Raw genomic sequence first — 26,055 nt, forward strand, 5'->3', positions numbered from 1 at the left:
ACCGGCGGCGCCCATCCGGAGACGTACTACGAGTCACTGAACTACGACCTGGGCAGGGCCGCCCCGATCACGTTCGACACGCTGTTCGAACCGGGTACCGACCCGCTCGGGGTGCTTGACCCGATCGTTCAGCGCGAGCTGGCGAACCACGTGGGTGGCCAGGCCGATGACAACCCCGTCGGCGCAACGGCGTAAAAGAGTTTCGCGGTCACCGACGATGCGGTGATCTTCTTCATTGGCCAGGGGATGTGGATCATGGAAGCCGCTGGGCCACAGGAAGTGTCGGTGCCTCGCAGCGATCTCGCGGCAGTATTGGCCTAACCCGCGCGCGACGTGCCACGATGACCCGATGGGCGTGAGGCGAGCTGCGAGGCCGACCAAGGCCGACGTCGCACGCGGCGGCGCGGTGCGAATCTGCACTACGCTGAACTCATCCGTCACGATGGGGAGCCGATATGCGGATCAAGGTTTTGCCCTATGTCAGCGTCGAGGTCGACGACCGGTTGCGTCGACGGCTGCGGACCGCGGGGGAGCGGTTACGGCTGAACGTCCGCGCGTACCTGCTCAGTGCGGCGGATGACGTCGACACGGCGGGGGTCAAGGTGCGCGACGTCTGCGACGCTGCGGTCCATCGCGTCGACGACGCGGTCGGCCGCGTCACCGACCGGCTCGGACCGACGGGCGCTGATCGGGCCGACGCAGACGTTCGAGTCGAAGCCAGCTGACCTCGCCCTCTACGGTGTAGGCGACGGACGTCGTCGCACGAACCGATGAAGGAGTGTCCAGAACGGTGGTAGGGCGCTCTTGATCGGCCATGGGCTCGTCATAGTCCTCGCGCTGTGTGCTGCCGTCTTCATGGCGGTCGGCATCGTGATCCGCCAGCGCGCCACCATGAGCGTGCCGTCCGAGGATGGCGTCAGCGCCGTCATGGTCACCACGTTGTTGCGCAGCCCGGTGTGGTGGGCGGGCACCGGGGCCGCGGTGCTTGGCTACGTGTTCCAGGCGCTTGCCCTCATCAAGGGCTCCCTGATCCTGGTTCAGCCGATCCTGGTGTCGGCCCTGCTGTTCGCCCTCCCTCTGAGCGCGCGGCTGGCGGGGCGACGCGTCACGCGCGGGGAATGGCTCTGGGCCGGGGTGCTCACGATCGGGCTCGCAGTCTTCGTGTTGCTGGCCCGTCCTGGTCCACAGGACAGCTTGGCGTCGTTGCCCGTCGCCGCCACCGTCGCGAGCGTGTGCGGCGTGATCATCCTCTGCTGCGTCGTGGTGGCCGTGCGGGTCGGGGGCTGGCAGCGCGCCGTGCTGCTGGCCGTGTCCGTCGGTGTGCTGTTCGGCGTGGTCGCCGTGGTGACCAAGATCAACATGCACATCGCCGGGGAGCGGGGAGTGCTGGCACTGCTGGCCACCCCGGCGCCGTATGCACTCGTGGTGCTCGGCGTCATCGCAACGCTGTTGCAGCAGTCGGCCTTTCACGCCGGTGCACTGCAGACGTCGGTGCCGACGATGCTGGTGCTCGAACCGGTGGTCGCCGTCCTGTTGGGCGCGCTGGTACTCGGCGAGGAACTGGAGGCCGGCCGGTACGAGGCCATCGCGTTGGCCGTCGCGGTCGCCGCGATGACCGCGGCCACCGTCGCCCTCGGGCGCGACGAAGGCGCCTACGAAGCCGAACTCGAGATGAAGCTAGCGCGTAAGCCGGTCTGAGTCAGGAGCCGGTCAATGGCCGGTCGCCTTGTAGTATGAGAAACCGAACAACGCGGCGAGGAAGACGATCACGATCACCACGGTCAAGGACGTCTGGCTTCGACGCGGGCGCAGGTTCCCCCGGTAGTCGGCCGCGCACATCGTGACGGGGATGCCCATGGCCGTGAGCATGGCGGCGGCCGCCTGCTCCCCACCGGGGTCGAGGTTGAGCTGGGCGCCCTCTCGCCGGATGATCTCGACCGTCAACGGGTAATTGGGCAGGCCGATGACGATCCGGTTCCCGTGTACCCGGAAATCGAGGTCCGTGCATTCAGCCTCGGCCGGATGTACGCCTGAAGGATGTCCTGTCGAAGTATCAGCGGGACACCGCCGGCGAAGACGCCGTCGTGGTCGGCGGTCACCTCGATCGGTTTGGGCCGCCGCGGCCTGAGCAGGAGCGTCAGCGTGATCATCATGGCGGTGGCGACCAATATGATGGCCCCCCTGGTGAGGGCACGGCGCCCGCGCCACGACGAACACGACGAGACAGGAGAGCAGGCCGCCGAGCATCCACGGCCATGCGCCGAACCTCCCCTGGAGGCCCGACTTCACCACGTTCACCTGCCCGTGGAACATCGGGCGAACCGTAGCCGTCCGGTTGCGCGACGGTGGCTAGTTGCGCTGTGAGTTTTCCTGTCAGATCAGCGCTGTGTCGAGGTGTAGTAGATGACGCCGGCCATCGTCGGTTGGCCATCGTCGACCTGCGGCATCGCCGGAAACCCGTTGGCCACCAACAGTTCGCTCATCGTCGTGCCGACCGACTGCCAGCCCTTGGCGTCCAGGTACTCGCCCACGTCGTTGCGTTCGCCCTCGAACCCCAGCTCGGAGAAGTCGAGGTCGAAGCCGTGGTCGCGCCACTTGTCGGTGGCCTCCCGCATCTTCTCCCTTGCCGCGTCGTAGTCGACGTCGGCGGTGTTCGGCATGGCCTCGGTGCCCAACCGGCTACCGGGCGCACTGAGCGCGGTGACGGCGTCCAGAAGCCGGTCCTGCGCCTCCGGCGGCAGGTAACCGAACAGACCCTCGGCGATCCACGCCGACGGCTTGGTGGCGTCGAAGCCCGCCGCCAACAGCGCGGTCTGCCAGTCCTCGCGCAGATCGATGGATACCGTCCGCAGGGCAGCCTTGGGCTCGGCGCCGAGGTCTTCCAGCGTCGTGGTCTTGAATTGGATGACGTCCGGCTGGTCGATCTCGAACACCGTCATGCCGGCAGGCCAGTCCAGCCGGTAGGCGCGGGCATCGAGACCGGAGGCCAGGATCACGGCCTGGCGGATGCCCGCCGCGGCCGCGCCGGAGAAGAAGGTGTCGAAGTAGCGGGTGCGCGCCGCCATCGCGGAGGGCATCTGCTGAAGGCCCCAGCCGGCGCCTTCGACCTCGAGGTCGTCGGTGTTCAGCTCGCCGGTGGCCCACCGTGTGAGGAAGTCCACACCGACCGCACGCACCAGCGGCTCGGCGAACGGATCGTCGAGCTCGTCGGCGTTGGTCGCGATCGCCCGTGCGGCCGCCACCATGGTCGCCGTAGCTCCCACGCTGGTCGCCAGATCCCAGGTGTCGTCGTTGGTGCGTGTCATCGTCTGCCTTTCGTAGTTACTTAGCCACCATAACGAAAGACCGGGAGAGTGTGTTCCCTCACAGGGAACTCCCAGGTCAGCCATTTGGGGCATATCCTTAGTTTTGCTAACGTTGTGTGAGGTTGGTGAGGCAGCGAAGCCTCCCATGCAAGACTTTCCGCGTATTACGTAGAGGACTCCCCAATGTCGAACGATGAGCGCTTGCGCGAAGAGCGTGACGCCGATACCCGCGAAGCGCGCCTCGAGCGCCGCATCGCCGACCTGTACGCACGCGACGAACAATTCGCCGCCGCCAAGCCCGACGAAGCCGTCAGCGTGGCCGCCGACCGGCCAGGACTGCGTCTGCCCGACGTCGTCCGCACCGTAATGCAGGGCTACGCCGACCGGCCCGCCCTCGGACAGCGGGCAGTCGAGTACGTCGCCGACGCTACCGGCCGCACCACGGCACAGCTGCTGCCGCGCTTCGACACCGTCAGCTACGGCCGGCTGTGGCAGCGCGTGCAGGCCTTCGCCGCCGCCCTGCACGACGAGCCGGTTCGGCCCGGTGACCGGGTGGCCATCCTCGGCTTCACCAGTGTCGACTACACCGTCGTCGACACCGCGCTGACCCAACTCGGTGCGGTGTCCGTCCCGCTGCAGACCAGCGCGCCCCAGGCCCAGCTCCGGCCGATCATCGCCGAGACCGAGCCGACGCTGATCGCGTCGAGCATCGACTTCGTCGGCGATGCCGTGGAACTCATACTTGCCGGACCTGCTCCCGCACGATTGGTGGTGTTCGACTTCCAGCCCGCGGTCGACGACCAGCGCGACGCGCTCGACGCGGCCAAGGCTCGCCTTGCGGACACCCCGGTGGTCGTCGAGACCCTGGCCGACGTGCTCTCTCGTGGCCGCGAGCTGCCCTTCGATGGCATCACCGCTGACGGTGACGATCCGCTCGCGTTGCTGGTCTACACCTCGGGCAGCACCGGCGCCCCCAAGGGCGCGATGTACCCGGAGAGCAAGGTCGCCCACATGTGGAAGTCGGCCGCCAACTCCCGCTGGGACGAACAGCAGGGCGTGCTGCCTGCCATCGCGCTGGCGTTCCTGCCGATGAGCCACGTGATGGGCCGCGGCGTCCTGTACGGGTCGCTGGCCTCCGGTGGCACCGTCTACTTCGCCGCCCGCAGCGACCTGTCCACGTTCCTCGAGGACCTGGCTCTGACCCGGCCGACTCAGCTCAACTTCGTGCCCCGCATCTGGGACATGCTCTACCAGGAGTACGTCAGCGAGGTGGACCGGCGTCGGGTGACGACGAAGGAGGAGGCCGACCATCCGCACAGCGGCGTCGCCGATGAGGCCGGCGAGCAGCAGGTCCTTGTCGATCTGCGGCAGAGCCTGCTGGGCGGCCGGTTCGTCTCCGCGATCACCGGCTCGGCACCGATCTCGCCCGAGCTGAGGGCGTGGGTCGAGGCGTTCCTCGACATGCACCTCGTCGAGGGTTACGGCTCCACCGAGGCCGGCTCCGTGTTCGTCGACGGCCAGATCCGGCGCCCACCGGTGCTCGACTACAAGCTGGTCGACGTCCCGGAACTGGGCTACTTCGGCACCGACGTGCCGCACCCCCGCGGTGAGCTGCTGGTCAAGTCCGACCAGCTGTTCCCCGGCTACTACAGGCGGCCCGAGGTTACCGCCGAGGTGTTCGACGCCGACGGCTACTACCGCACGGGCGACGTCGTCGCCGAGCTCGGCCCCGACAAGGTCAAGTACCTGGACCGCCGCAACAACGTGCTCAAGCTCTCCCAGGGTGAGTTCGTCACCGTGTCCAAGCTCGAGGCGGCGTTCGGGAACAGCCCTCTGGTGCGCCAGATCTACATCTACGGCAACAGCGCGCGGCCCTACCTGTTGGCCGTCGTCGTGCCGACCGAGGACGCATTGGCCCGCTATGCCGCCGATGACCTCAAGTCGGCCATCAGCGCATCGCTGCAGGACGCTGCGCGCGCAGCGGACCTGCAGTCGTATGAAACTCCTCGGGATTTTCTCATCGAAACCACCCCGTTCACCCTCGAGAACGGATTGCTGACCGGCATCCGGAAGCTGGCGTGGCCGCGGCTGAAGGAACGCTACGGCCCCGAGCTCGAGGAGCTCTACGTCGATCTGGCCGACGGCCAGGCGGGCGAACTGCGCGCGCTGCGGCAGAGTGGGGCCGACCGTCCGGTGCTGGAGACCATCAGCCGGGCCGCGACCGCGCTGCTCGGCGCGGCCGCCGCCGACGTGGCTGCCGATGCCCAGTTCACCGACCTGGGCGGAGATTCGTTGTCGGCGTTGACGTTCGCCAACCTGCTGCACGAGATCTTCGGCGTGGACGTACCCGTCGGCGTGATCGTCAGCCCGGCCAGTGACCTGGCCGCCATCGCCGCGTACGTCGAGGCGGAACGCGCGGGCGGGTCCAAGCGGCCCACCTACGCGTCCGTGCATGGCCGTGACGCGACCGAGGTGCATGCCAGTGATCTGACGCTGGACAAGTTCATCGACGCTCAAACCCTCTCCGCGGCAACGTCACTGCCCGGTCCCGCCTCCGAGATTCGGACCGTGCTGCTCACCGGCGCCACCGGATTCCTCGGCCGCTACCTGGCCCTGGAATGGCTGGAGCGGATGGACCTGGTCGACGGCAAGGTGATCTGCTTGGTCCGCGCCAAGTCCGACGAGGAGGCGCGTGCCCGTCTGGACGCGACGTTCGACAGCGGTGACCCGAAGCTGTTGGCGTACTACCGGGAACTGGCCGCCGAGCACCTGGAGGTCTTCGCAGGCGACAAGGGCGAGGCGAACCTTGGCCTGGACGCCGCGACGTGGCAGCGATTGGCCGACACCGTCGACCTGATCGTCGATCCCGCCGCGCTGGTCAACCACGTGCTGCCCTACAGCCAGCTGTTCGGGCCGAACGTGCTCGGTACCGCGGAGCTGATCCGCATCGCGCTCACGACGAAGATCAAGCCGTTCGTCTACGTGTCCACCATCGCCGTCGGTGCGGGCATCAACCCCGCGGACAACAAGGAGGACGCCGACGTCCGCGTCGTCAGCGCAACGCGCAAGGTCGACGACAGCTACGCCAACGGATACGGCAACAGCAAGTGGGGCGGCGAAGTCCTTCTGCGCGAGGCGAATCAACAGTTCGGACTGCCGGCCTCGGTGTTCCGCTGCGACATGATCCTGGCCGACACCACCTACGCCGGGCAGCTCAATCTGCCGGACATGTTCACCAGGATGATGCTGAGCCTTGTCGCGACGGGTGTGGCGCCGTACTCGTTCTACGAGCTGGGCGCCGACGGCAAGCGGCAGCGGGCGCACTACGACGGACTGCCCGTCGAGTTCATCGCCGAGGCCATCTCGACGCTCGGTGTCAACGTGCGCGAGGGCTTCGAGACCTACCACGTGATGAACCCGTACGACGACGGCATCGGCATGGACGAGTTCGTCGACTGGCTGGTGGATGCGGGTTACCCGATCCGCCGCATCGATTCCTACGGTGACTGGCTGACCCGGTTCGACACCTCGCTGCGGGCACTGCCCGAGAGGCAGCGGGCCGCGTCACTACTGCCGCTGCTGCACAACTATCAGTCACCCGATCACCCGTTCAACGGGTCCATCGCGCCGACCGACCGGTTCCGCGCGGCGGTGCAAGAGGCAAAGATCGGCCCCGACAAGGACATTCCGCACGTCTCCGCGCCGGTGATCGTCAAGTACATCACCGACCTGGAGCTGCTCGGCCTGCTCTAGCCCCGACCGCACTGCCGTCGACTCTGCGGTGAGGGCGCAGAAGTTCGAGTGGACCGCACCGTGGACGCAGAGTGGACGGTGGTGTGGCCGGCGGCCTAGGCGTTGCCGAAGCCGATGAGGCTACGTACCGGCGGCAGGTCCACGATTGTCGCGAATCCCGGTTTCGCCGCACACACCGCGGGCACCGCGTTGAGCACCTGCATCCCGGTGGCCACGTTCGCGGAGTTGACGTGCTCGAGCATCGTCGCGTCGCGGCCGAAGCTGGCCAGCGACAAGAAGTGGGCGCGCATCGACGGGTCGCCCTCGATGGTCAACGTCCAGCCGTGCTGCGGTTTGGGCCAGTGCGTGGGGTATTCGTTGCCGACCGTCCACAACGCCTCGATCTCGACCAGCGGCTCACCGGCGCGACGGCCTGCCCAGTTCCACCGCTGCCCCGCGGTGGTCCCGGCGCGCAGCACGTGGTCGAAGATCTCGTGGTCGTGTTCGGCGGCGACCGCCTCCACTGTCGCCGTCACCTCGTCGATCCCTGCGTTCAGCACGTCGGCAAGCAGCCACACCTGCTCGGTGAAGATCGAGCTGTTGAACGCGAGGAATTCGTTTGCGGTGACGCTGATCTCGTCGACCGGCGCCCCGAAGCGCATGTTGTCGAACGTGATCGCGGTGCTGTCGTAGACCGACCAGTCGGCCCGCTCCTGCAGCGTCACTTGTCGATGGTGCGGCTCATCCCGGTCAACGCCAGCGGCAACGCCCCGGACAGGTTGCCTGGGTTCAGTCCGCAGCCGTGCACGCTGACGCCGCCCGCCTGGCAGGCGGCGAGGAGGCGGTCGCGATCGGCGGCGGGGAGGCGGACCGGGTGGAACAGGAAGGCCGTCGTGACGACGTTCTTGCCGCTGGCCAGGATGGCGCACACCTCGTCGAGGTCGGTCAGCCGCGGCGTGTACACCACGCAGTCGGCGTCGATGGCCAGCACGCGGTCGACGTCGGCCGATGCGGTGACCCCGACCGGCTCCCTGTCGAGCAGCACGCCGGCGTCGACGCCCTTCTTGTCGTCGGAATACACTCTGACGCCTGCCAATTCGAGACCGGACCGGGGGTCGAGGACTCCCGCGAGAACTTCCTTGCCGACGGCGCCGGTGCCCCACTGGATGATGCGCAGTGCCATGTCGGTGTCCCGTCCGTTCAGGCGTCCACCTTCAACTTGGCGGCGGCTGATTCTGGCATGGGCTCGTACCGGGCGAAGGAGCGGGTGAAGGAGCCCGCGCCGTGTGACAGTGCGCGCAGATCGATGGCGTAGCGGACCAGCTCGACTTCGGGGATCTCGGCGTTGACGACGGTGCGCTCGTGGTCGCCCGGTTCGGTGCCAAGGACGCGCCCTCGGCGACTGGACAGGTCGCTCATCACCGCGCCGACCAGGGCATCGGGGATCACCACCGCCACCGCGTCCACCGGCTCGAGCAGATTCACCGTCGTCGCCGCGGCGGCCTCGCGCAGCGCCAGCCCGCCTGCCGCCTGGAAGGCGAAGTCCGACGAGTCGACGCTGTGCGACTTTCCGTCGAGCAGCGTCACCCGAATGTCGACCATCGGGTAGCCGGCGCCGACACCCTTCTCCATCTGCGCGCGGACACCCTTCTCCACGCTCGGGATGAACTGGCGGGGCACGGCGCCGCCGACCACCTTGTCGACGAACTCGAACCCCGACCCCTGCGGCAGCGGTGCCACCTCGATGTCGCAGACGGCGTACTGGCCGTGGCCGCCGGACTGCTTGACGTGCCTGCCGTGACCCTTGGCGAAGGCAGCGAACGTCTCCCGCAACGGGATTCGCACGTCCACCGTGTCGACGGAGACGCCGTATCGCTTGGCCAGCCCGTCGAGCACGACGCCTGCGTGGGCCTCGCCCATGCACCACAGCACGATCTGATGCGTCTCGGGATTCTGGTCGATCCGCAGCGTCGGGTCCTCGGCGCCGAGGCGTTGCAGGCCGACGGCCAACTTATCCTCGTCGGTCTTCGCATGCGGCTCGACGGCAATGGGCAGCAGCGGTTCCGGCATGGTCCAGGGCTTGAGTACCAGGGGTTGCGCCTTGTCCGACAACGTATCACCGGTTTCGGCGTGGCTGAGCCTGCCGATGGCGCAGATGTCACCCGCCACCACCGACGCCGCGACGCGCTGTCGCTTGCCAAGCGGGAAGGACAGCGCGCCGATCCGCTCGTCCTCGTCGTGGTCCTGCCCGCCGGATCCGTAGAACGACGTCAAATGGCCCGACACGTGAACCGTCATGTCGGGCCGAACGGTACCGGAGAACACCCGGACGAGGCTGACTCTGCCGACGTAGGTGTCCGACGTCGTCTTCACCACCTCGGCGAGGAGTGGGCCGGCCGGGTCGCAGGCCGGCGACGGGCGCAGGGCACCCGCCGGGGTGAACACCTCGGGCATCGGATGTTCTTGGGGCGAAGGGAATCCAGTGGCGATGACGTCCAGCAACTCCGTCGTGCCGACACCGGTGGTGCTGCACACGGGCAGTACCGGAAAGAACGACGCCTTGGCGACGGCCTTCTCGAGGTCGTCGATCAGCACGGCCGCCTCGACGTCCTCACCGCCGAGGTAGCGCTCCATCAGCGTCTCGTCCTCGGATTCCTCGATGATCCCCTCGATCAGGGTGCCGCGCAGCTCGGCGACCGCGTCGTCGCCGGTGGCGGACAGCAGCCCGACCACGCCGGTGCCGCCGGGCACGAACAGCGGAAGGACATTGTCGCCGAACGCGTTCCGGGCAGCGGCTACCGCGCCGTTGTAGTCGGCGCGGGCGTGGTCGAGCTTGGTGATCACCACCGCGCGAGGCATGCCCACGCGGCTGCACTCGAGCCACAGCGATCTGGTCGGCTCGTCGACGGCCTCGTTGGCGGCGATCACGAACAGCGCGCAGTCCGCCGCGCGCAGACCCGCCCGCACCTCGCCGACGAAGTCGGCATAGCCGGGTGTGTCGATCAGGTTGATCTTCACTCCGTCGTGCGTCAGCGACGCCAGCGCCAGGCCGACCGAACGCTGCTGTTCGATCTCGGCCTCGTCGCAGTCACAGACCGTGGTGCCGTCGGCAATCGATCCGGGCCGAGTCAATACGCGGGTGGCCACCAACAGCGCTTCGACGAGGGTCGTCTTGCCGCCGCCGGATGGTCCGACGAGCACCACGTTGCGGATCGCAGCCGGCCCGTCCGCGGTGGGGGCGGCGCCGTTGATCTGGGTTGTGTTCGTCTTGTCCGCCATGACGTCCCCTCTGGCCCGATCGATCCACCATTCACCCAAACCGGTGACGGGCACAAGGGTCCGGAGACACGAAAGAGGGGCACCCCGGTCGGGGTGCCCCTCTACGATGTTGCGGTTTACTTCACGTCGACGTAGACGGTCTTGTCGGTGACCGTGGTCAACAGATCGTCTCCGGGGTTTCCGGAGTCGGTACGGCTGAAGGTCTGTCCGGGACGGACGGCGACGACGGACGCCTGCTCCAGCGGCGTGCTGCCGACGTGATTGACGATCACGTTGTAGCCCTGCGACTCCAGCTTGCTGATGGTGTCCTGTGCATTTCCCGGCCCGCTCGGTGCGGCATCGGCGGGCGCTGCGAGCCCGAGGACGGCCGCCACCAGACCGCTGGCGACGACGGTGGCAAATCCAAGGTTCTTCATGCTGCTTTCTTCTTTCTTACTCTTCATCCGCTCTCGAGCCGTGGTGCCGGTGTCGCGGTTCGGATGCCTCCCCGACCGTCTCGAAGTTTCTCGATCCGGTCTGATGGGTTAAACCAACAGGTCAGGGGTTTAATTCCGATGGCAGAAATTGATCGACGGATGGCAGTAATCAATCTAGGGGCGGCCTTGGCCGCCGGCTCGTCCTGCTACCGGGTCCGGGCCCGCGGGTCAACCTCCAGCAAACGTGGTCACGCCTGCCAGGACGACCAGCGCTGCACGTCGACGGTCACGACCGGGCCGTCAAGCGCGATCCGCTCGTACTGGGGGTACTTGCGGCGCAGCAACGCGTACCCGATCGCCATCTCCTCGCCGGTCTCGTGGACCTCGGCGAGCCCGTCGGCGCGCACCCACCACAACTGCGTCCAGTCGTCGTCGTAGTGGTCGACGAGCAGGCTCACCCGCGGGTTGGCCGCGATGTTGGCCAGCCGGCGCAGCCGTTGAGTGGACTTCCGCTTGGCGTCGACGGCGGTGTAGATCGTCGCGCCGTTCGGTCCGCCACTCACCGCGAACACCACCGGCACGACGTGGGGGACGGAATCCGAACCGGCCGTGGCGAGTACGGCCACGCCTGCCGCCGCGAACGACCCGGCGGCGTCGAAACCGGTCATCAGCGCTGCGAGCCCGAACGTGGTTGCGGCGCAACGCTGATCTGTGTGCGGGTGACCGGTGTGCGCGTGACGCCGATCTCCGGCGGCTTGGTCTGCCGCGGTTCACCGCGCGGCCGGTTGTACACCGGCGGCGGCGCGATCGATGACGCCGACGTCTCCGGCGGGGGCGGCGGCGGCGGGGGCGGCGGCGGCGGGGGCGGGGGCAGCAGTGCGCTGGTGGTTTCCGGGGTGGTCGCGGCCGTCGTCGGGGTGGACGACGTGTCGATGGCGGGGGTTTCGTCGGTGTCCGACGGGCCCCGGATGGTGAGCAGGACTCCCGAAACGACGAGTGCGATGAGCGCCGCCGCGACGGCGGCCAGCGCGATCAGCGCCTGTCGAGTCCGGTACCACGGTGTGGGCGGGGCCTTGAAGTGCCACGTGTTCGCGTTGAAGGCGTCGAAACGGTCCTCGTCCAGGTCGACGTATTGGTCGTCGGCCTGGTCCACGTACTGGTCGGCGACGGACTCGGGATCGAGCTCGACCGGTTGCGCGTCCTCCCAGCCAGTCCATCCGGCGCCCTCCCAGCGGTCGTCGGCCGTGCCGCCGTCGAGCGCCGGGGCGTCGGATCGATCGTCCGCCGGGTCGTTGACCAGGTAGCCGAAGTCGTCGCTGGGCACCGCGGGTTCGGGATCTGCGGGTTCATCAGGCACCGGAATGGCCAGCCGGTCGGTGTCGACCGGATCGTCCAACCGGTAGTCCCCTCCTAAGTCGGAGTCGCCGGAGGCCCCACTGTCCGCCACCCCCTGATGCTAGGCGGCTACCTGGGCAAACGTGCGATAGGGCGCAAATTGATGCGGCGTGGCGGCGGCGGGGGTGTCGGCAGCGCCCGCGCCGCGGCGGGCCGGGCCCACGGGTAGGGTCACGCGACGTCGGATCGCTCACCGCGGCGACCCGGTTCGGTGATGTTGATTCAGGCCTCCGCCACCTCCGCGATTCGCGCCCGTACGAAGGTTCGTCAATGAAGATTTCTCGGCTGGCAGCGGCCGCCAGTGCACTGGTACTCCTCGTCGCAGGCGGGCTCGTCGCGTGCGCGTCGCCCGAGAAGGACAGCGGCGACGAGACCACCGAATCGGGTGTCAAGGCGAGCGAGGCCACCTCGGCCGCCGACTTCGGTGGCATCGAGGGGCTGGTGGCGGCCGCCAAGAAGGAGGGCGCACTCAACGTGATCGCCCTGCCGCCGGACTGGGCCAACTACGGCGCCATCATCAAGGCGTTCGGCGACAAGTACGGCATCAAGGTCACCCCCGCGCAGCCCGATGCCGCCAGCCAGGAGGAGATCGACGCCGCCGGCCAGCAGAAGGGCAAGTCCACCGCGCCGGACGTATTCGACCTGGGTCAGTCGGTGGCGCTGGCCAACACCGCGCTGTTCGCGCCGTACAAGGTGGAGACATTCGGCGACATCTCCGACGCGTTCAAGGACCCCGACGGCACCTGGGTCAACGACTACGGCGGTTACATGTCGATCGGGTACGACTCGTCAAAGGTGCCGCCGATCACGGGCGTCAACGACCTGCTGCGGCCGGAGTTCAACGGCAAGGTCGCACTGAACGGCGACCCGACGCAGCCCGGCGCGGCTTTCTCGGGAGTGGTGATGGTGTCGGTGTCCCAGGGTGGCTCACCCGACGACATCGCCCCCGGCGTCGAGTTCTTCCGCAAGCTACGCCAGGCGGGCAACTTCCTGGCGGACGACCCGACGCCGGCGACCATCGAGTCGGGTCATACCCCCGTGGTGATCGACTGGGACTACCTCAACGTCGCCGAGACCAGGAAGCTGCCGTCGTGGCGGGTGGTCATCCCGCCGAACGCCGCGGTGGCCGGTTACAACGTCCAGGCAATCAACAAGGATGCGCCGTACCCGGCCGCGGCCCGGCTGTGGCAGGAGTTCCTCTACAGCGATGATGGCCAGAACCTGTACGTGCGGGGAGGCGCCCGTCCGGTGCGGGCCGACACGATGGTCACCAAAGGCACCATCGACCAGGGCGCCTACCGGGTGCTGCCACCGGTCGGCGGCGCGGCGACGTTCGTCTCGGTGGAGCAGACCAAGGTGGCGACCGAGTACCTGGAGGCCAACTGGGCGAAGGCGATTGGCTGATCGAGCCCGCTCAGACGTCCTGAACCGGGTCGATGCCGAGGTCCCGGTAGGTGACCAGCGCGACGAACGGCACGTTGCGCGCGGCGAACCGCTTGGCGGCGACGTCGCCGCGGTCGACCATCGGGATCACGCCCGTCACGATGACGCCGAGCGGGGCGATCCGCTCGAGGGCCAGCTCGGTCGAACCGCCGGTGCTGATCACGTCATCGACCAGCAGGACGCGGGTGCCCGGCTGGAGCCGGGTGCCTTCGACCCACTGCTCGTGGCCGCGCTGCTTCTGCTCCTTGCGCACCGAGAACCAGGCCTTGCCCGTCACCATCGCGACGCCGTGCGCCAGCGGATCGGCGCCCATCGTCAGCCCCCCGACGGCGTCGTACTCGATTCCGGCGCGCGCGGCGAGGTCGGCCACGGCTCGGCTGACGATGGTCAGCCGCTCGCCGGTGTCGACGGCGTACTTGCCGTCGATGTAGTCGTGGCTGAGCTGGCCGCTGGCGAGTTTGAACGGCTCATCGCGCCGCTCGTGTCCCCGGGTGCGGATCAGGTCGAAGGCGGCTTGCCAGTTGTCCGGGCGGTCGGGCATACGGCGATGGTATCGGCCCGGCCCGGATGGCTCGGAAGCGGTCAGCCCTGCCCGGCGCGGCGCGTCAACTCGACTGTCGCCGCGCGCAATTCGTTCATGGAGTCAATCGGTTCCGCGTAGCCGACCCGGGTGTAGGCCACCCCGCGTTCGGTCGTCACCCGCAGGTCCAGCCCGTAGCGGTCGGCGCCGGTGCACGTGGCGTCCGTGGTGTCGGGGTAGCCGCCGAGCGTGCACGCCATCGCGACGAGAGCGGCCGCGTGGTCGGCGTTGAGGTGCTCGATGGCGCCCGCGGAGGTGGGTTTGACCGGATCGGGCTGGGCCGCGGCGTAATCCTCGGCGGTGGCGGAGTCCATCCGGCCGTAGCCGCCGACCCAACGGACCCGGTGTACGCGCAGTACCCACAGCGTGAAGTCGCCGTAGTCGACGTAGTACTTGGCCGCGGGCACCGCATCGAGGTGCGCCTGCCGCGCCGCGGCATGCACGTCGCCCGAAGGCCGCTCCACCACACCGGCCAGCGTGATGCGCCCGTTGGCGAGCGGATCGCCTTCGGTTGCCGGCGCGACGATCGACAGGCTGGCCCGCTGATCGCCGACGAGGTTGCGGCCGTGTTCGGCCATGTTGGACAGGCAGAGCACCGGCGCACCACCGTGCAGGCCGTACGTGACGAACGAAGCCCACGGGTCGCCGCCCTTGGTCAACGACGCCAGCGTTGCGGTGTTGGTCGAGGCCGCGATGGTGCGGGCCTCCTCGGCGGCCGACGGTCGCACGGCGTTGGAGATGGGGTTCAGCGGAGGCGGGACGGACGGGGCATCACCCGGGTCACCATGGTCACGGGAGGCCACGTCGGCGACCCTACACGGCGGGGGTCTGGCAAATATTTTATTAACGCTGGACCAGTGACATATGCCACAATCAGCTAAACGTTGTTCAGCAGTTGACATCCGTTCGATCAGAAACGAGAGGGTTGTGCCGACCTCCGTTGACCGCTTGTTGCTATGTCTCGCTGCGCTCTGCGCGGCGCTGGTCCTCGGCGGTGCGGGTGCGGGCCTCGCTGGCGCCAACCCAGACGATTCCGGCAACTCCTCGGAGCCCGGTCCGAGCAGCGAGAGCGGCCCCGTAAGCGAACCCGCGCCCACGGTAGCGACGCCGGTCGCGCCACGGGGCCCGCTTGGTCACTTGCGCGAGGCCATGCAGCGGCCGCGCAGCATCTTCGGCAGCGGCAGGACTCCTGGCCACCCGCCCAAGGCCGAACCCGACCCGAAAGCCAAGCCGGATCCCCCGGTCGAGCTGCCCGAGGGGTCGGGGACCGAGATCACCGTGCCGGAGGTCCCCGCCAAGAAGTTGGTGGGCAGCAGTGCCGAGATCACTCTTCCCGGTGCGGTGCCCTTCTCGGTTCCCCTGCCCACGTTCCCCGGAACGTCCGACACGCAGTGGTCGATCAATCTGAGCGACCCGCAATCCACCTACTCGACCGTGCAGGACACCTTCTCCACGCTCAACTCCTTGGTATCGGAGGCCTACGCGCCGTACAACCCGTTCCCGCCGCCGCCACCGGAGCCGACCCTCAAGATCATGGAGGAGGAGCCCGTCGTCGACTCCGCCGGCGGAGGTACCGGCCTCACGTCGACGTCGGAGGGCACGCCCGAGATGCCCGTGCTGCAGGCGCCGCCTGCGTTTCCCGCGCTGAAGCTGGGCCCGCCGCGCCCGCTGGCAGAGATCGTGCCCGCGGGTACGACGGGACAGGTGCTCGGCGTCGGAACCGCGGGCGTGCGCGCACCGGAGGGACGCTCCGTCACGCAGGGCTGGGTGCCTGCGGGCGAAGCTGCCCCGGGCAGCACCACCTCGCCGATGGGCAACACTGCCTACCGGCAGGGTTTCCCGCAGTACCTGCGCACCGCCAGGGTCGGCGAGCTGGCCATCGTCGCGCTGCCCGGTATCGCGGGGCTGCTGGCGATCACCGCGAGCGGCGGCGCGATCGGCTTCCGGCAGGCCAACTCAGGCCGTTACCTCCGTTCGGATGCCACCCGCTTCCTGCAGTGACGTCACTTCTTCCCGTCGCTTCGCTCGCCCCGGCGCGTCCTTCCCGTCGCTTCGCTCGCCCCGGCGCTTCTTCCCGTCGTGACTTCGCCGTTCGCCGTTCATCCGCGCGTCACCTCGAGATAGGGCCGCGTGGCCGCCGCCGCACATGATGCGCGGGTGGGCGCACAGCAACGGAGCAGGTCTCGGGCCGCGCTGTTCGTCGTGATCGCGGGCGCGGTGTTCGTCGTCGACGTCGTCACCAAGGCCGTCGCGGTGGGTGTGCTGACTCCCGGTGAGCGGGTGTCGCTGGTCGGCGATTCGGTGTCGTGCCTACTCATCCGGAATCCGGGAGCGGCATTGGCCTGGGGCGAAAGTCAGCCTGCGCTGCTGACGCTGCTCGTCGGCGCCGTCGTCTGCGCCGTCGCGTGGCGGGGCAGCAACGTGGTGTCGCCGGTGGCGGCCGTCGGGCTCGGTCTCGTCCTCGGTGGCGCCCTCGGCAACCTGGCTGACCGCGTCTTCCGCGCGCCTGGGCCGTTGCGCGGTGCGGTGGTGGACTTCGTCTCCGTCGGATGGTCGCCGACGTTCAACGCCGCCGACGTCTGCGTACTGGTCGGTGTCGTGACGTTGGGATGGCTGGTGCTGGCCGGAACCGCGGCACCTGCCGTCGAGCGCGTGTGGAGCGCCGACGACGCGTTCTGAGCCCGTCCTGCTGGTAGTTTTCGTCGCAGCTCGGCAGGAAGGGCTGGTGGGGTGGCAGCGCGAGACGTCGTGGATCCGGCAGGCGTTCGCTGACACGTGCGGCGCCGGTGGTATCCGTGGCGCAGGACGATGTCGTTGCGCGAGGCCTGGAGCAGTTCGCCGAGCGAGCAGGCCGAGTCGGGTGAGACCAACCCCAGGCCGGCGAGGCGTCGGACTCCGGTCTGCCGAGGAACTTCCTGCTGAAGGCGGTCCTCATCTGCCTGGCCGCCACCGTGTGGATCGTGCTTGGCATCGGCAAGGTGCTGATGTACTTGGTGGCGGCGCTGCTGTTCGTCGCGATCTCGCTCGTCGAACTCGTCGCAGAACTCGTCGCCATGCCGATCGTGTTGCTGCTGAGACTGCTCGGGGCGGCGCGCTGGCCGGTCCAGATCAACCGGCAGGGCAAGCATTTCGCCACCAGGTATGCGGACGACTTCACCGCGGCCACGGTGCTGTGCGACGAGGTAGCAGGCCAGATCGCGCTGGGAAGTCTGCCGGCTGAGCCAGTGGAGGATTCAACACTGCCGAAGGTGGGTAGGTTTGAACCTTGATGGATCAGACCACCGGAACCGACGGCATGGTGGAGCACCCCACCGCGGACGACTACGAACACGCGCGGACGCTCCCCGAAGATCGCACCTGGTTCAAGCACGCCGTGTTCTACGAGGTGCTCGTCCGTGCGTTCAACGACTCCAACTCCGACGGGTCTGGTGACCTGCGTGGGTTGACCGAACGGCTCGACTACCTGAAATGGCTTGGCGTCGACTGTCTTTGGCTGCCGCCCTTCTACGATTCACCGCTGCGCGACGGCGGCTACGACATCCGTGACTTCTACAAGGTGCTGCCGGAGTTCGGCACCGTCGACGACTTCGTCACCCTGCTCGACGCGGCCCACCGGCGCGGCATCCGCGTCGTCACCGACCTGGTGATGAACCACACTTCGGACTCCCACGCCTGGTTCCAGGAGTCGCGCCGCGATCCGGACGGGCCCTACGGCGACTACTACGTGTGGAGTGACACCAGCCAGCTCTACCAGGACGCCAGGGTCATCTTCGTCGACACCGAGGAGTCCAACTGGACGTTCGATCCGGTGCGCAAGCAGTTCTACTGGCACCGGTTCTTCTCCCATCAGCCCGACCTGAACTACGACAACCCGGCCGTCCAGGAGGAGATGCTGGACGCACTGAGGTTCTGGCTCGACCTCGGCATCGACGGCTTCCGGCTCGACGCCGTGCCGTACCTGTTCGAGCGCGAGGGCACCAACTGCGAGAACCTGCCCGAGACACACGCCTTCCTGAAGCACTGCCGCAAGGTGATCGACGACGAGTTCCCCGGCCGGGTGTTGTTGGCCGAGGCCAACCAGTGGCCCGCCGACGTCGTCGAGTACTTCGGTGATCCGGCGACCGGCGGCGACGAGTGCCACATGGCGTTCCACTTCCCGTTGATGCCGCGCATCTTCATGGCGGTGCGCCGCGAGTCGCGGTTCCCGATCTCGGAGATCCTGGCGCAGACGCCGGCGATCCCTGACATGTCGCAGTGGGGCATCTTCTTGCGCAACCACGACGAGTTGACGCTTGAGATGGTCTCCGACGAGGAGCGCGACTACATGTACGCCGAGTACGCCAAGGATCCGCGGATGAAGGCCAACGTCGGCATCCGCAGGCGGCTGGCGCCACTTTTGGAGAACGACCGCAATCAGATCGAGCTGTTCACCGCATTGCTGCTCTCGCTACCCGGCTCGCCGGTGCTGTACTACGGCGACGAAATCGGCATGGGCGACATCATCTGGCTCGGCGACCGCGACGGCGTGCGGACCCCGATGCAATGGACACCCGATCGCAACGCGGGCTTCTCGACGGCGAACCCGGGGAGGCTGTACCTGCCGCCCAATCAGGACCCGATCTACGGCTATCAGTCGGTCAACGTCGAGGCCCAGCGCGACACCTCCAACTCGTTGTTGAACTGGACCCGCACCATGCTGGCGGTGCGGCGCAGACACGACGCGTTCGCCGTCGGCACGTTCCGCGAGTTGGGTGGCTCCAACCCGTCCGTGCTGGCGTACGTGCGCGAGCTCGACCGCGACGGAGAGATGGACGCCGTAGTGTGCGTCAACAATCTGTCCCGGTTCCCGCAGCCCATCGAACTGAACCTGCAGCAGTGGAGCGGCTACTCGCCCGTCGAGATGACCGGGCACGTCGAGTTTCCCCCGATCGGTCAGCTCCCCTACATGCTCACCCTGCCGGGACATGGCTTCTACTGGTTTCAACTTCGGGAACCCCTACGAGAGTCGGAGGAGAATCGATGAGCGCGCCGGGCCAGCTGCCGTGGACCGAATGGCTGCCGTCGCAGCGTTGGTACGCCGGACGCGGCAGGGACGTGGCCGAGGTGCGGCCCGGTCAGGTCGTGCCCCTGCGCGACGATTCCGGGGTCGACCTCGACCTGGTCCTGCTCGACGTGGGCTACACCGACGGCAGCTCCGAGCGCTACCAGCTGCTGATCCGCTGGGGCATCGCGCCCATCGACGAGTACAGCGGCGTCGCCACCATCGGCACCGTGGGCCAGGAGCACGGCGAACGGACCGCCTACGACGCGCTGTACGACCCCGACGCCGCCCGTGAGCTCCTGGCCCTGGTCGACCGGTCCGCATCGGTCGGGCCGCTCCGGTTCATCAGGGAACCCGACGCCGAGCTTCCGGTGGACAAGGCGCCGCGGGTGTCGAGCGCCGAGCAGAGCAACACCAGCGTGGTGTTCGAGGACGCGGCCGTCTTCAAGGTGTTCCGCCGGGTCACCCCTGGGGTGAACCCCGACATCGAGCTCAATCGGGTGCTGGCCCGCGCAGGCAATCCCCACGTTGCCCGACTGCTCGGCTCGTACGAGGCCGTCCTCGACGGCGAACCGTACGCACTCGGCATGGTGACCGAGTTCGCCGCCAACGCCGCCGAGGGCTGGGACATGGCGATGGCGAGCACGCGCGACCTGTTCGCCGAGGGCGACCTCTATGCCAACGAGGTCGGCGGCGACTTCGCCGGCGAGTCCTACCGGCTCGGCGAGGCCGTCGCCTCGGTGCACCAGACGCTTGCCGAGGCGCTCGGCACGTCGCACGTGCCGTTCCCGACGGCCGCGCTGCTGGACCGACTGCACGCCGTCGCGTCGGCGGTGCCGGACCTGCAGCAGTACGTCACGACGATCGAGGAGCGGTACCGCAAACTGGCCGACGAGGCCATCACCGTCCAAAGGATGCACGGAGACCTGCACCTCGGCCAGGTGTTGCGGACCCCCGAGCGGTGGCTGTTGATCGACTTCGAGGGCGAACCGGGGCAGCCGCTGACCGACCGTAGGCGACCCGACTCCCCGCTACGCGACGTCGCCGGTGTGCTGCGGTCCTACGAGTACGCCGCCTACCAACGGCTCGTCGAACGCGGCGGTGATCCGCAGCAGGACAAGCAACTCGCCGCGCGTGCCCGGGAATGGGTCGAACGGAACAGCGCCTCATTCTGCGAGGGCTACGCGGCGGCCGGCGGGGCCGACCCCAACGATCAGCCCGATCTGCTCGCCGCCTACGAACTCGACAAGGCGGTGTACGAGGTGGGCTACGAGGCCCGGCACCGACCGGGCTGGCTGCCCATCCCGATGGGGGCGATCGTCAGACTCGTCGGCTGACCTGCCGTTGCTGAGGCGCTGCGAGCAACCCGCAGCCGTCTCGCGGCCGGGTCACAGGGCGGCCCACGGTAGCAATGCGTCACTGGGTGTGTGACAACGACGTTAAATGCGCTCCAGACGACGCCGACGAACCCCGAATCCACCCCGCCACGGCCCACCCGGATCTCTGCCGCCACGTGGAACCGGGTGGGCCTCGTCGTGCTGCTGGCCGGCACCGCGGTCCTCTACCTGTGGAACATCACCATCAACGGGATGGGCAATCAGTTCTATGCGGCGGCCGCTCAGGCAGGTGCGACGAACTGGGAGGCGCTGCTCTTCGGCTCGCTGGACTCGAGGAACTTCATCACCGTCGACAAGCCGCCCCTGTCGCAGTGGGTGATGGGACTCTCCGGCCAACTGTTCGGATTCAGCAGCGCGAGCATGCTCGTCCCGCAGGCGTTGATGGCGGTCGATGCGGTCGCGCTGCTGTACGCCGCGGTGGCGCGGATCAGCGGTCCGCGGACCGGCCTGCTCGCAGGCCTGGCGCTGGCGCTGACGCCGGTGGCCGTGCTGATGTTCCGGTTCAACAACCCCGACGCGGCGATGGTGCTGCTGATGACGGCCGCGGCGTACTGCACGGTGCGCGCGCTGGACAGGCAAGGCCACGGTGGCAGGTGGTTCGCGTTGGCAGGCGTCGCACTGGGTTTCGCATTCCTGGCCAAGATGCTCGAGGGCGTCATGGTGGCCCCCGCACTGGCCGCCGCCTATCTGGTGGCCGCACCGGTGCCGCTCCGGAACCGGCTGCTGCACCTGCTCGGGGCGGCGGCCGGATTCCTTGCGGCGGCAGGCTGGTTCGTGGTGCTCACGCTGGTATGGCCAGCGTCGTCGCGGCCCTACATCGCCGGCTCGACGGACAACAACTTCATGAACCTGGTGCTCGGCTACAACGGGTTCGCCAGGGTGCTGGGCCGCAACCACCCGGCCTTCACGCCGCCGACGTCTGAGTTGGGCACGATGGCGGGCAGCCAGGTACACGTCGCGACCCAGCGGGGCGGCGGTGCGTTCGGGGTGGGCGGATGGGGCAGCCAGTCGCAGGGCATCACGCGGTTGTTCTCCGGCGAGTTCGGGTTCGAGATCGGCTGGCTGATCCCCGCCGCGATGTTGGCGACAGTCCTGGTGGTGGTCGCACGCGGCCGCGCCCCGCGAACCGATCCGGTGCGAGCGGCCGCGATCCTGTTCGGCGGCTGGGTCCTGGTCGATGGCCTGGTGTTGAGCTACATGCAGGGGTCGATCCATCCGTACTACAGCCTGTCCATCGCGCCTGCCGTCGCGGCGATGTTCGCGATCGGTGTCGGCCAGATGTGGGCGCGACGCGAAATGTGGTGGTGCCGTGTCGGTCTGGTGGCGACGCTGCTGACGACGGGGCTGTGGAGTTGGTGGACGCTCGAGGGCAACCGCGACTGGCTTCCCGGACTGAAGTGGGCGGTGCTGGTGGTGACGGTGGTGGCGTCGCTGGCGCTGCTCGGGGTGTGGAGTTTCCGGCCGCGTCGTGGTGTGGCGGCGGCGCTGCTTGGCCTGGCGGTGGCAGGCGCGCTGGCCGGGCCCGCCGCTTATGCCGTCGCGACGGCCGGGGCGCCGCACGAGGGCGGAGGGCCGTCGGTCGGCCCCGCACGTGCGGGTGGACGCGGGATGGGGATGTGGGGCGGGAAGGAGGTCGACACCCCGGAACTGGACGCGTTGCTGGAGGCGTCCAGCACGCCGTGGTCGGCAGCCATCGACCGGTCATCGAGCGCCGCGGGACTCGAGTTGTCCACCAACACCGCCGTGATGGCGATCGGCGGCTTCTCCGGTACCGACCCGACGCCGACGCTGCCGCAGTTCCAGGACGACGTCGCCCACCACCGGGTCGCGTACTACGTCGCCTCGAACAGCCACGGCCGCGGCCCGGGACGGACCGCTCATGGCCACGCCGACATCGCCAAGTGGGTGGCCGAGACGTTCCGCTCCGTGCAGGTGGGCGGCGCGACGGTGTACGACTTGTCGGTGCCGAAGTAGCTCCCGGTCGGTTGACTCTGCGGTAGTGGCGAGCGCTTCTCGAACTTCTGCGCCCTGTGCGCGGAGTCGACGCGGGGGGCGGCGTTACCGCACCAGCCTGCGCAACAGGGCCGACGCCGCGGCGACGCCGAGGATCGCGGCGAACAACAGGATTCCGATGTCCAGCCAGGTGTCGCCCGGCGTGCCAAGCAGCAGCGCACGCAACGCGTTGACCTCATAGCTGAGCGGGTTGATCGCCGACAGCCAGCGCAGCCACTGCGGCATTACGTCGACCGGGTACAGCGCGTTGGACGCGAAGAACAACGGCATGGTGATGGCCTGGCCGATGCCCATCAGCCGGTCCCGATTGCGCACCAGACCCGCGAGCGACATCGACAGGCAGGCGAAGAACGCCGACCCCAGCACGACGACCCCCATCGCGGCGAGAATGCGCAATGGATTGGCGGTCAGGTGGATGCCCATCAGGTAGGCGATGACCAGCACGCCGACCACCTGCGCGACCGAACGCACGCCCGCCGCGAACGCCTTGCCCGTGATGAGTGCGGACGCGGGCGCCGGCGTCACCATCAGCTAGGCCAGGATGCCGGCGTCCCGGTCCCAGACGATCTGGAAGCCGTAGAAGATCGAGATGAACAGCGCCGACTGCGCGATGATGCCGGGCGCGAGGAAGGCGAGGTACGGCACGTCCCCGGTGTCGATGACGTGCAGCCGGGAGAACGTCTGGCCGAAGATCAACAGCCACAGCGCGGGTTGCACCATGCGGGTGAGCAGTTCACTGCGGTCGTGGGTGAGCTTCTGCAGCTCCACGAGTGCGAAGGCGCCCATGCGGCGCAACAGTCCGGTGACGCGCTTCAGCCCGCGCGGGGCGAGGATCAGCTCGACGTGGGTGGCGGGGGCGGTGCGATCAACTGACACGGCGGGCCGCCCTTCTGCTGGAACGGATTTCGCGCAGGCCCTGCCGGGCGGCGTCCTCCGACAGGTCCTCGCCGGCGTAGTGCCGGAACACGTCCTCCAGGCTGGCGGTGGCCGACACCGTGGCCTTCAGGTCGGTCGGCGTGCCCACGGTCTGCAACACGCCGTGGTGCATGAGGGCGACTCGGTCGCACAGCGCGTCGGCCTCCTCCATGTAGTGGGTGGTCAGCAATACGGTCATGCCGAACTCGTCCTGCATCCGCGCCACCTGCGACCAGACGCCGTCGCGCGCAATGGGATCCAGGCCAACGGTGGGCTCGTCGAGAATCAACAGCGACGGCCGGTTCACCAGCGCCTGGGCCAGTTCGAGCCGTCGCACCATGCCGCCCGAGTACGTCCCGGCGAGGTTGCCTGCGACGTCGAGCAGTTGCATCGCATCCAGCGCCTCGTCGACCCGTGCGCGGCGCTGCTTGCGCGGCACGTCGTACAACCTGGCGAACAGGTCGACGTTCTGCCTGCCGGTGAGCGCCGACTCGATCGAGAGTTGTTGCGGCACATATCCGATGTTCTGGCGGATGTCCAGGGTGTCGCGCCGGGAATCGAATCCGAAGATCCGCACCTCGCCGTCCTGGACGGGGGTGAGCGTGGTGAGCACCCGTACGACCGTGGTCTTGCCAGCCCCGTTCGGTCCGAGTAATCCCATCGTCTCGCCGGCCTGGACCTCCAGGGTCAGGTCGTCCACCGCGGTGAACTGACCGTAGCGATGGCTCAGGTGCCTGCAGTAGATGGCCGGTGCAATGGTCATGCTTCCTCCTTGCGCAGCAGTCGGGTCACGTCGGCGAGTACCGCCAGCCCGTCGGTCAGTCGATCGATCTGGTCGGCGTCGAGACCCTCGAGCACCGCACCGAGGGCGGCCCGACGGGCGGCGCGCGATTCGTCGGCGATGCGCTGCGCCGACTCCGTCAGTCGCAATCGGCCGACGCGGCGGTCGTCGGGATCGACGGTGCGGACCAGCAGGCCGTCGGCCGACAATCGGGACACCAGCGTCGAGGCGGTGTTCGCCGCGAGCCCCAGTTCGTCGGCCGCCTGCCGTACGGAGATGCCCGGCTGTCTACCGACCAGCCGCAGCAGCTCGGCCTGTGATTCGGGTAGGCCGTTGCCGATCGCGGGGCCACCGCCCGACCGGCGCACCTGGCGGCGGAAGCGGCCGACCGTTGCGAAGAGCTCGACGGCGAGATCGGTCCGGGTTTCCACCCGATCACAATACCTCTGTTGCAGAGCTAACTAAGAGCGGCCGTTCTCCTCAAGCCACTCCCGCTGCGATCGATCAGGAATGGTCGGGCGCGGGCTCCAGCACGATCAGCGAGCGGGCGCCCACCGACATCGCGGCGCCCGCCACGATCCGCTCGTGCGTGTCGGCGATTCCGGCCTCGGTGTCGATCACCGGCCGCCATGCCGCGCCGAACTCCTTTGGCGGCAAGGTGAACTCGATGGCCTCGTGGTGGGCGTTGAAGCACAGCAGGAACGAGTCGTCGGTAACGGGCTGCCCGCGCACGTCGCGGTCGGGGATGCCGTGGCCGTTGAGGAACACCGCGACCGACTTCGCGAACCCGGAGCCCCAGTCCTCACCGGTCATCTCGTCACCGTCGGGAGCGAACCAGGCGATGTCGGACAGTCGCCCCGCCCCGCGCCGCCCAACGGGCTTGCCGCTGAAGAACCGCCGTCGCCGGAACACGGGGTGGGCAGCACGCAGCGCCGAGACCGTACGGGCGAACTCAAGCAGGTCGCTGTCGGCGTTGGCCCAGTCGATCCAGGTGAGCTCGTTGTCCTGGCAGTAGCCGTTGTTGTTGCCCCGCTGGGTGCGGCCGAGCTCGTCACCGTGCGAGATCATCGGAACCCCTTGCGACAGCAGCAGAGTCGTCAGGAAGTTCCGTTGCTGGCGGGCCCGCAGCGCGACGATCTCGGGATCGTCGGTGGGACCCTCCACCCCGCAGTTCCACGACCTGTTGTGGCTCTCCCCGTCGTTGTTGTCCTCGCCGTTGTCCTCGTTGTGCTTCTCGTTGTAGGACACCAGGTCGCGCAGCGTGAACCCGTCGTGAGCGGTGACGAAGTTGATGGACGCCACCGGGCGGCGGGCGGTGTGCTCGTACAGGTCGGCTGATCCGGTTAGGCGGTAGGCGAACTCGTCGAGGGTGGCGGGCTCACTGCGCCAAAAGTCGCGGACGGTGTCGCGGTACTTGCCGTTCCACTCCGTCCACTGCGGCGGGAAGTTGCCGACCTGATAGCCACCGGGTCCCAAGTCCCACGGCTCGGCGATCAGCTTGACCTGGCTGACCGTCGGATCCTGCTGCACCAGGTCGAAGAACGCGCTCAATCGGTCGACATCGTAGAACTCTCTGGCCAGGGTGGAAGCCAGGTCGAAGCGGAACCCGTCGACGTGCATCTCGGTCACCCAATACCGCAACGAGTCCATGATCAGCTGCAGCGAGTGCGGATGGCTGACGTTGAGGCTGTTGCCGGTCCCGGTGTAATCCATGTAGTACCGCTTGTCGTCCTCGACGAGCCGGTAGTAGGCGGCGTT

The 26,055-nt window shown here is 68.2% G+C and carries 21 protein-coding genes and 3 pseudogenes; 11 read left to right on the top strand and 13 right to left on the bottom strand.

The window, feature by feature from the left end; genetic code table 11:
• From QOC69_RS01735 to QOC69_RS01745, 3 genes and pseudogenes are all read left to right on the top strand, one after another.
• Positions 1-195: pseudogene (locus QOC69_RS01735) on the top strand (esterase); the annotation flags it as partial.
• A gap of 260 nt (positions 196-455) precedes the next feature.
• Positions 456-725 (top strand): hypothetical protein, encoded by a 270-nt coding sequence (locus QOC69_RS01740; RefSeq protein WP_526435745.1) that lies wholly within the window; start codon positions 456-458, stop codon positions 723-725.
• A gap of 79 nt (positions 726-804) precedes the next feature.
• Entirely contained in the window at positions 805-1,698 is an 894-nt protein-coding gene (locus tag QOC69_RS01745) for a DMT family transporter (RefSeq protein WP_526435747.1), read from the top strand.
• Between the two features lie 12 nt (positions 1,699-1,710).
• Here QOC69_RS01745 and QOC69_RS01750 read toward each other — a convergent pair whose 3' ends face one another.
• Together QOC69_RS01750 and QOC69_RS01755 are read right to left on the bottom strand one after the other, a co-directional pair.
• On the bottom strand, positions 1,711-1,944 hold the full coding sequence (locus tag QOC69_RS01750; protein ID WP_526435749.1) for a hypothetical protein: 234 nt from the start codon (positions 1,942-1,944) through the stop codon (positions 1,711-1,713).
• Between the two features lie 434 nt (positions 1,945-2,378).
• A complete protein-coding gene (locus tag QOC69_RS01755) occupies positions 2,379-3,305 on the bottom strand; it encodes an SAM-dependent methyltransferase (RefSeq protein ID WP_526435751.1) in 927 nt (308 codons plus the stop codon).
• A gap of 183 nt (positions 3,306-3,488) precedes the next feature.
• On the opposite strand from QOC69_RS01755, the gene car reads away from it, so the two are divergent.
• Positions 3,489-7,058 (top strand): carboxylic acid reductase, encoded by a 3,570-nt coding sequence (car, locus tag QOC69_RS01760; RefSeq protein WP_526435753.1) that lies wholly within the window; start codon positions 3,489-3,491, stop codon positions 7,056-7,058.
• A gap of 95 nt (positions 7,059-7,153) precedes the next feature.
• Here the strand turns inward: car and QOC69_RS01765 are convergent.
• The 5 genes and pseudogenes from QOC69_RS01765 to QOC69_RS01785 all read right to left on the bottom strand — a co-directional run bounded on the left by QOC69_RS01765 (position 7,154) and on the right by QOC69_RS01785 (position 12,179).
• Positions 7,154-8,220: pseudogene (locus QOC69_RS01765) on the bottom strand (NAD(P)H-dependent amine dehydrogenase family protein).
• A 17-nt stretch (positions 8,221-8,237) separates the two neighbouring features.
• Positions 8,238-10,316, bottom strand: a complete 2,079-nt coding sequence (locus tag QOC69_RS01770) for an elongation factor G-like protein EF-G2 (RefSeq protein ID WP_526435755.1) — start codon at positions 10,314-10,316, stop codon at positions 8,238-8,240.
• Between the two features lie 116 nt (positions 10,317-10,432).
• Entirely contained in the window at positions 10,433-10,732 is a 300-nt protein-coding gene (locus QOC69_RS01775; RefSeq protein ID WP_526435757.1) for a hypothetical protein, read from the bottom strand.
• A 248-nt stretch (positions 10,733-10,980) separates the two neighbouring features.
• Positions 10,981-11,400: a TIGR03668 family PPOX class F420-dependent oxidoreductase gene (locus QOC69_RS01780; RefSeq protein ID WP_526435759.1), complete on the bottom strand. Its 420-nt coding sequence runs from the start codon at positions 11,398-11,400 to the stop codon at positions 10,981-10,983.
• The gene (locus QOC69_RS01785) at positions 11,400-12,179 is read right to left on the bottom strand and encodes a hypothetical protein (protein ID WP_526435761.1); all 780 of its coding nucleotides are present in this window, start codon (positions 12,177-12,179) and stop codon (positions 11,400-11,402) included. The genes QOC69_RS01780 and QOC69_RS01785 overlap by 1 nt, the downstream gene beginning before the upstream one ends.
• Positions 12,180-12,397: 218 nt before the next feature.
• On the opposite strand from QOC69_RS01785, the gene QOC69_RS01790 reads away from it, so the two are divergent.
• On the top strand, positions 12,398-13,531 hold the full coding sequence (locus QOC69_RS01790) for an extracellular solute-binding protein (protein ID WP_526435763.1): 1,134 nt from the start codon (positions 12,398-12,400) through the stop codon (positions 13,529-13,531).
• 10 nt (positions 13,532-13,541) lie between these two features.
• Here the strand turns inward: QOC69_RS01790 and QOC69_RS01795 are convergent, their stop codons facing one another.
• Positions 13,542-14,111, bottom strand: coding sequence for an orotate phosphoribosyltransferase (locus QOC69_RS01795; protein WP_526435765.1), 570 nt, complete (start codon positions 14,109-14,111; stop codon positions 13,542-13,544).
• A 41-nt stretch (positions 14,112-14,152) separates the two neighbouring features.
• On the bottom strand, positions 14,153-14,953 hold the full coding sequence (locus QOC69_RS01800; RefSeq protein ID WP_526435767.1) for a HugZ family pyridoxamine 5'-phosphate oxidase: 801 nt from the start codon (positions 14,951-14,953) through the stop codon (positions 14,153-14,155).
• Between the two features lie 124 nt (positions 14,954-15,077).
• Here QOC69_RS01800 and QOC69_RS01805 point away from each other — a divergent pair, with 124 nt between their 5' ends.
• The 6 genes from QOC69_RS01805 to QOC69_RS01830 all read left to right on the top strand — a co-directional run bounded on the left by QOC69_RS01805 (position 15,078) and on the right by QOC69_RS01830 (position 22,562).
• Positions 15,078-16,151: a hypothetical protein gene (locus tag QOC69_RS01805; protein WP_526435769.1), complete on the top strand. Its 1,074-nt coding sequence runs from the start codon at positions 15,078-15,080 to the stop codon at positions 16,149-16,151.
• A 156-nt stretch (positions 16,152-16,307) separates the two neighbouring features.
• Positions 16,308-16,829, top strand: coding sequence for a signal peptidase II (locus QOC69_RS01810; RefSeq protein ID WP_526435771.1), 522 nt, complete (start codon positions 16,308-16,310; stop codon positions 16,827-16,829).
• A gap of 281 nt (positions 16,830-17,110) precedes the next feature.
• Positions 17,111-17,419, top strand: coding sequence for a hypothetical protein (locus QOC69_RS01815; RefSeq protein ID WP_526435773.1), 309 nt, complete (start codon positions 17,111-17,113; stop codon positions 17,417-17,419).
• Positions 17,419-19,173: a maltose alpha-D-glucosyltransferase gene (gene treS, locus QOC69_RS01820; RefSeq protein WP_526435775.1), complete on the top strand. Its 1,755-nt coding sequence runs from the start codon at positions 17,419-17,421 to the stop codon at positions 19,171-19,173. The genes QOC69_RS01815 and treS overlap by 1 nt, the downstream gene beginning before the upstream one ends.
• Entirely contained in the window at positions 19,170-20,528 is a 1,359-nt protein-coding gene (locus tag QOC69_RS01825) for a maltokinase N-terminal cap-like domain-containing protein (protein ID WP_526435777.1), read from the top strand. The genes treS and QOC69_RS01825 overlap by 4 nt, the downstream gene beginning before the upstream one ends.
• 90 nt (positions 20,529-20,618) lie before the next feature.
• Positions 20,619-22,562, top strand: a complete 1,944-nt coding sequence (locus tag QOC69_RS01830; protein ID WP_526435779.1) for an ArnT family glycosyltransferase — start codon at positions 20,619-20,621, stop codon at positions 22,560-22,562.
• 84 nt (positions 22,563-22,646) lie between these two features.
• Here the strand turns inward: QOC69_RS01830 and QOC69_RS01835 are convergent.
• The 4 genes and pseudogenes from QOC69_RS01835 to QOC69_RS01850 form a co-directional block, all read right to left on the bottom strand.
• Positions 22,647-23,477: pseudogene (locus QOC69_RS01835) on the bottom strand (ABC transporter permease).
• Positions 23,467-24,279 carry an ATP-binding cassette domain-containing protein gene (locus QOC69_RS01840; protein ID WP_526435781.1) on the bottom strand — a complete coding sequence of 271 codons (813 nt, stop codon included), beginning with the start codon at positions 24,277-24,279 and terminating at the stop codon, positions 23,467-23,469. Before QOC69_RS01840 ends, QOC69_RS01835 begins: the two are co-directional and overlap by 11 nt.
• Positions 24,276-24,728 carry a MarR family winged helix-turn-helix transcriptional regulator gene (locus tag QOC69_RS01845; protein WP_526435783.1) on the bottom strand — a complete coding sequence of 151 codons (453 nt, stop codon included), beginning with the start codon at positions 24,726-24,728 and terminating at the stop codon, positions 24,276-24,278. The genes QOC69_RS01840 and QOC69_RS01845 overlap by 4 nt, the downstream gene beginning before the upstream one ends.
• A 73-nt stretch (positions 24,729-24,801) precedes the next feature.
• Positions 24,802-26,055, bottom strand: a 1,254-nt coding sequence (locus QOC69_RS01850) for a glycogen debranching protein (protein ID WP_526435785.1), incomplete at its 5' end; no start/stop codon positions are given.

The organism is Mycobacterium sp., from assembly GCF_032162105.1.
Lineage (GTDB): Bacteria > Actinomycetota > Actinomycetes > Mycobacteriales > Mycobacteriaceae > Mycobacterium.

Excerpts from the sequence above, each read along its gene's own strand:
- QOC69_RS01740 (WP_526435745.1), top strand. The coding sequence starts at position 456 with ATGCGGATCAAGGTTTTGCCCTATGTCAGCGTCGAGGTCGACGACCGG.
- QOC69_RS01755 (WP_526435751.1), bottom strand. The coding sequence starts at position 3,305 with ATGACACGCACCAACGACGACACCTGGGATCTGGCGACCAGCGTGGGA.
- car (WP_526435753.1), top strand. The coding sequence starts at position 3,489 with ATGTCGAACGATGAGCGCTTGCGCGAAGAGCGTGACGCCGATACCCGC.
- QOC69_RS01770 (WP_526435755.1), bottom strand. The coding sequence starts at position 10,316 with ATGGCGGACAAGACGAACACAACCCAGATCAACGGCGCCGCCCCCACC.
- QOC69_RS01775 (WP_526435757.1), bottom strand. The coding sequence starts at position 10,732 with ATGAAGAACCTTGGATTTGCCACCGTCGTCGCCAGCGGTCTGGTGGCG.
- QOC69_RS01780 (WP_526435759.1), bottom strand. The coding sequence starts at position 11,400 with ATGACCGGTTTCGACGCCGCCGGGTCGTTCGCGGCGGCAGGCGTGGCC.
- QOC69_RS01790 (WP_526435763.1), top strand. The coding sequence starts at position 12,398 with ATGAAGATTTCTCGGCTGGCAGCGGCCGCCAGTGCACTGGTACTCCTC.
- QOC69_RS01795 (WP_526435765.1), bottom strand. The coding sequence starts at position 14,111 with ATGCCCGACCGCCCGGACAACTGGCAAGCCGCCTTCGACCTGATCCGC.
- treS (WP_526435775.1), top strand. The coding sequence starts at position 17,419 with ATGGATCAGACCACCGGAACCGACGGCATGGTGGAGCACCCCACCGCG.
- QOC69_RS01825 (WP_526435777.1), top strand. The coding sequence starts at position 19,170 with ATGAGCGCGCCGGGCCAGCTGCCGTGGACCGAATGGCTGCCGTCGCAG.
- QOC69_RS01840 (WP_526435781.1), bottom strand. The coding sequence starts at position 24,279 with ATGACCATTGCACCGGCCATCTACTGCAGGCACCTGAGCCATCGCTAC.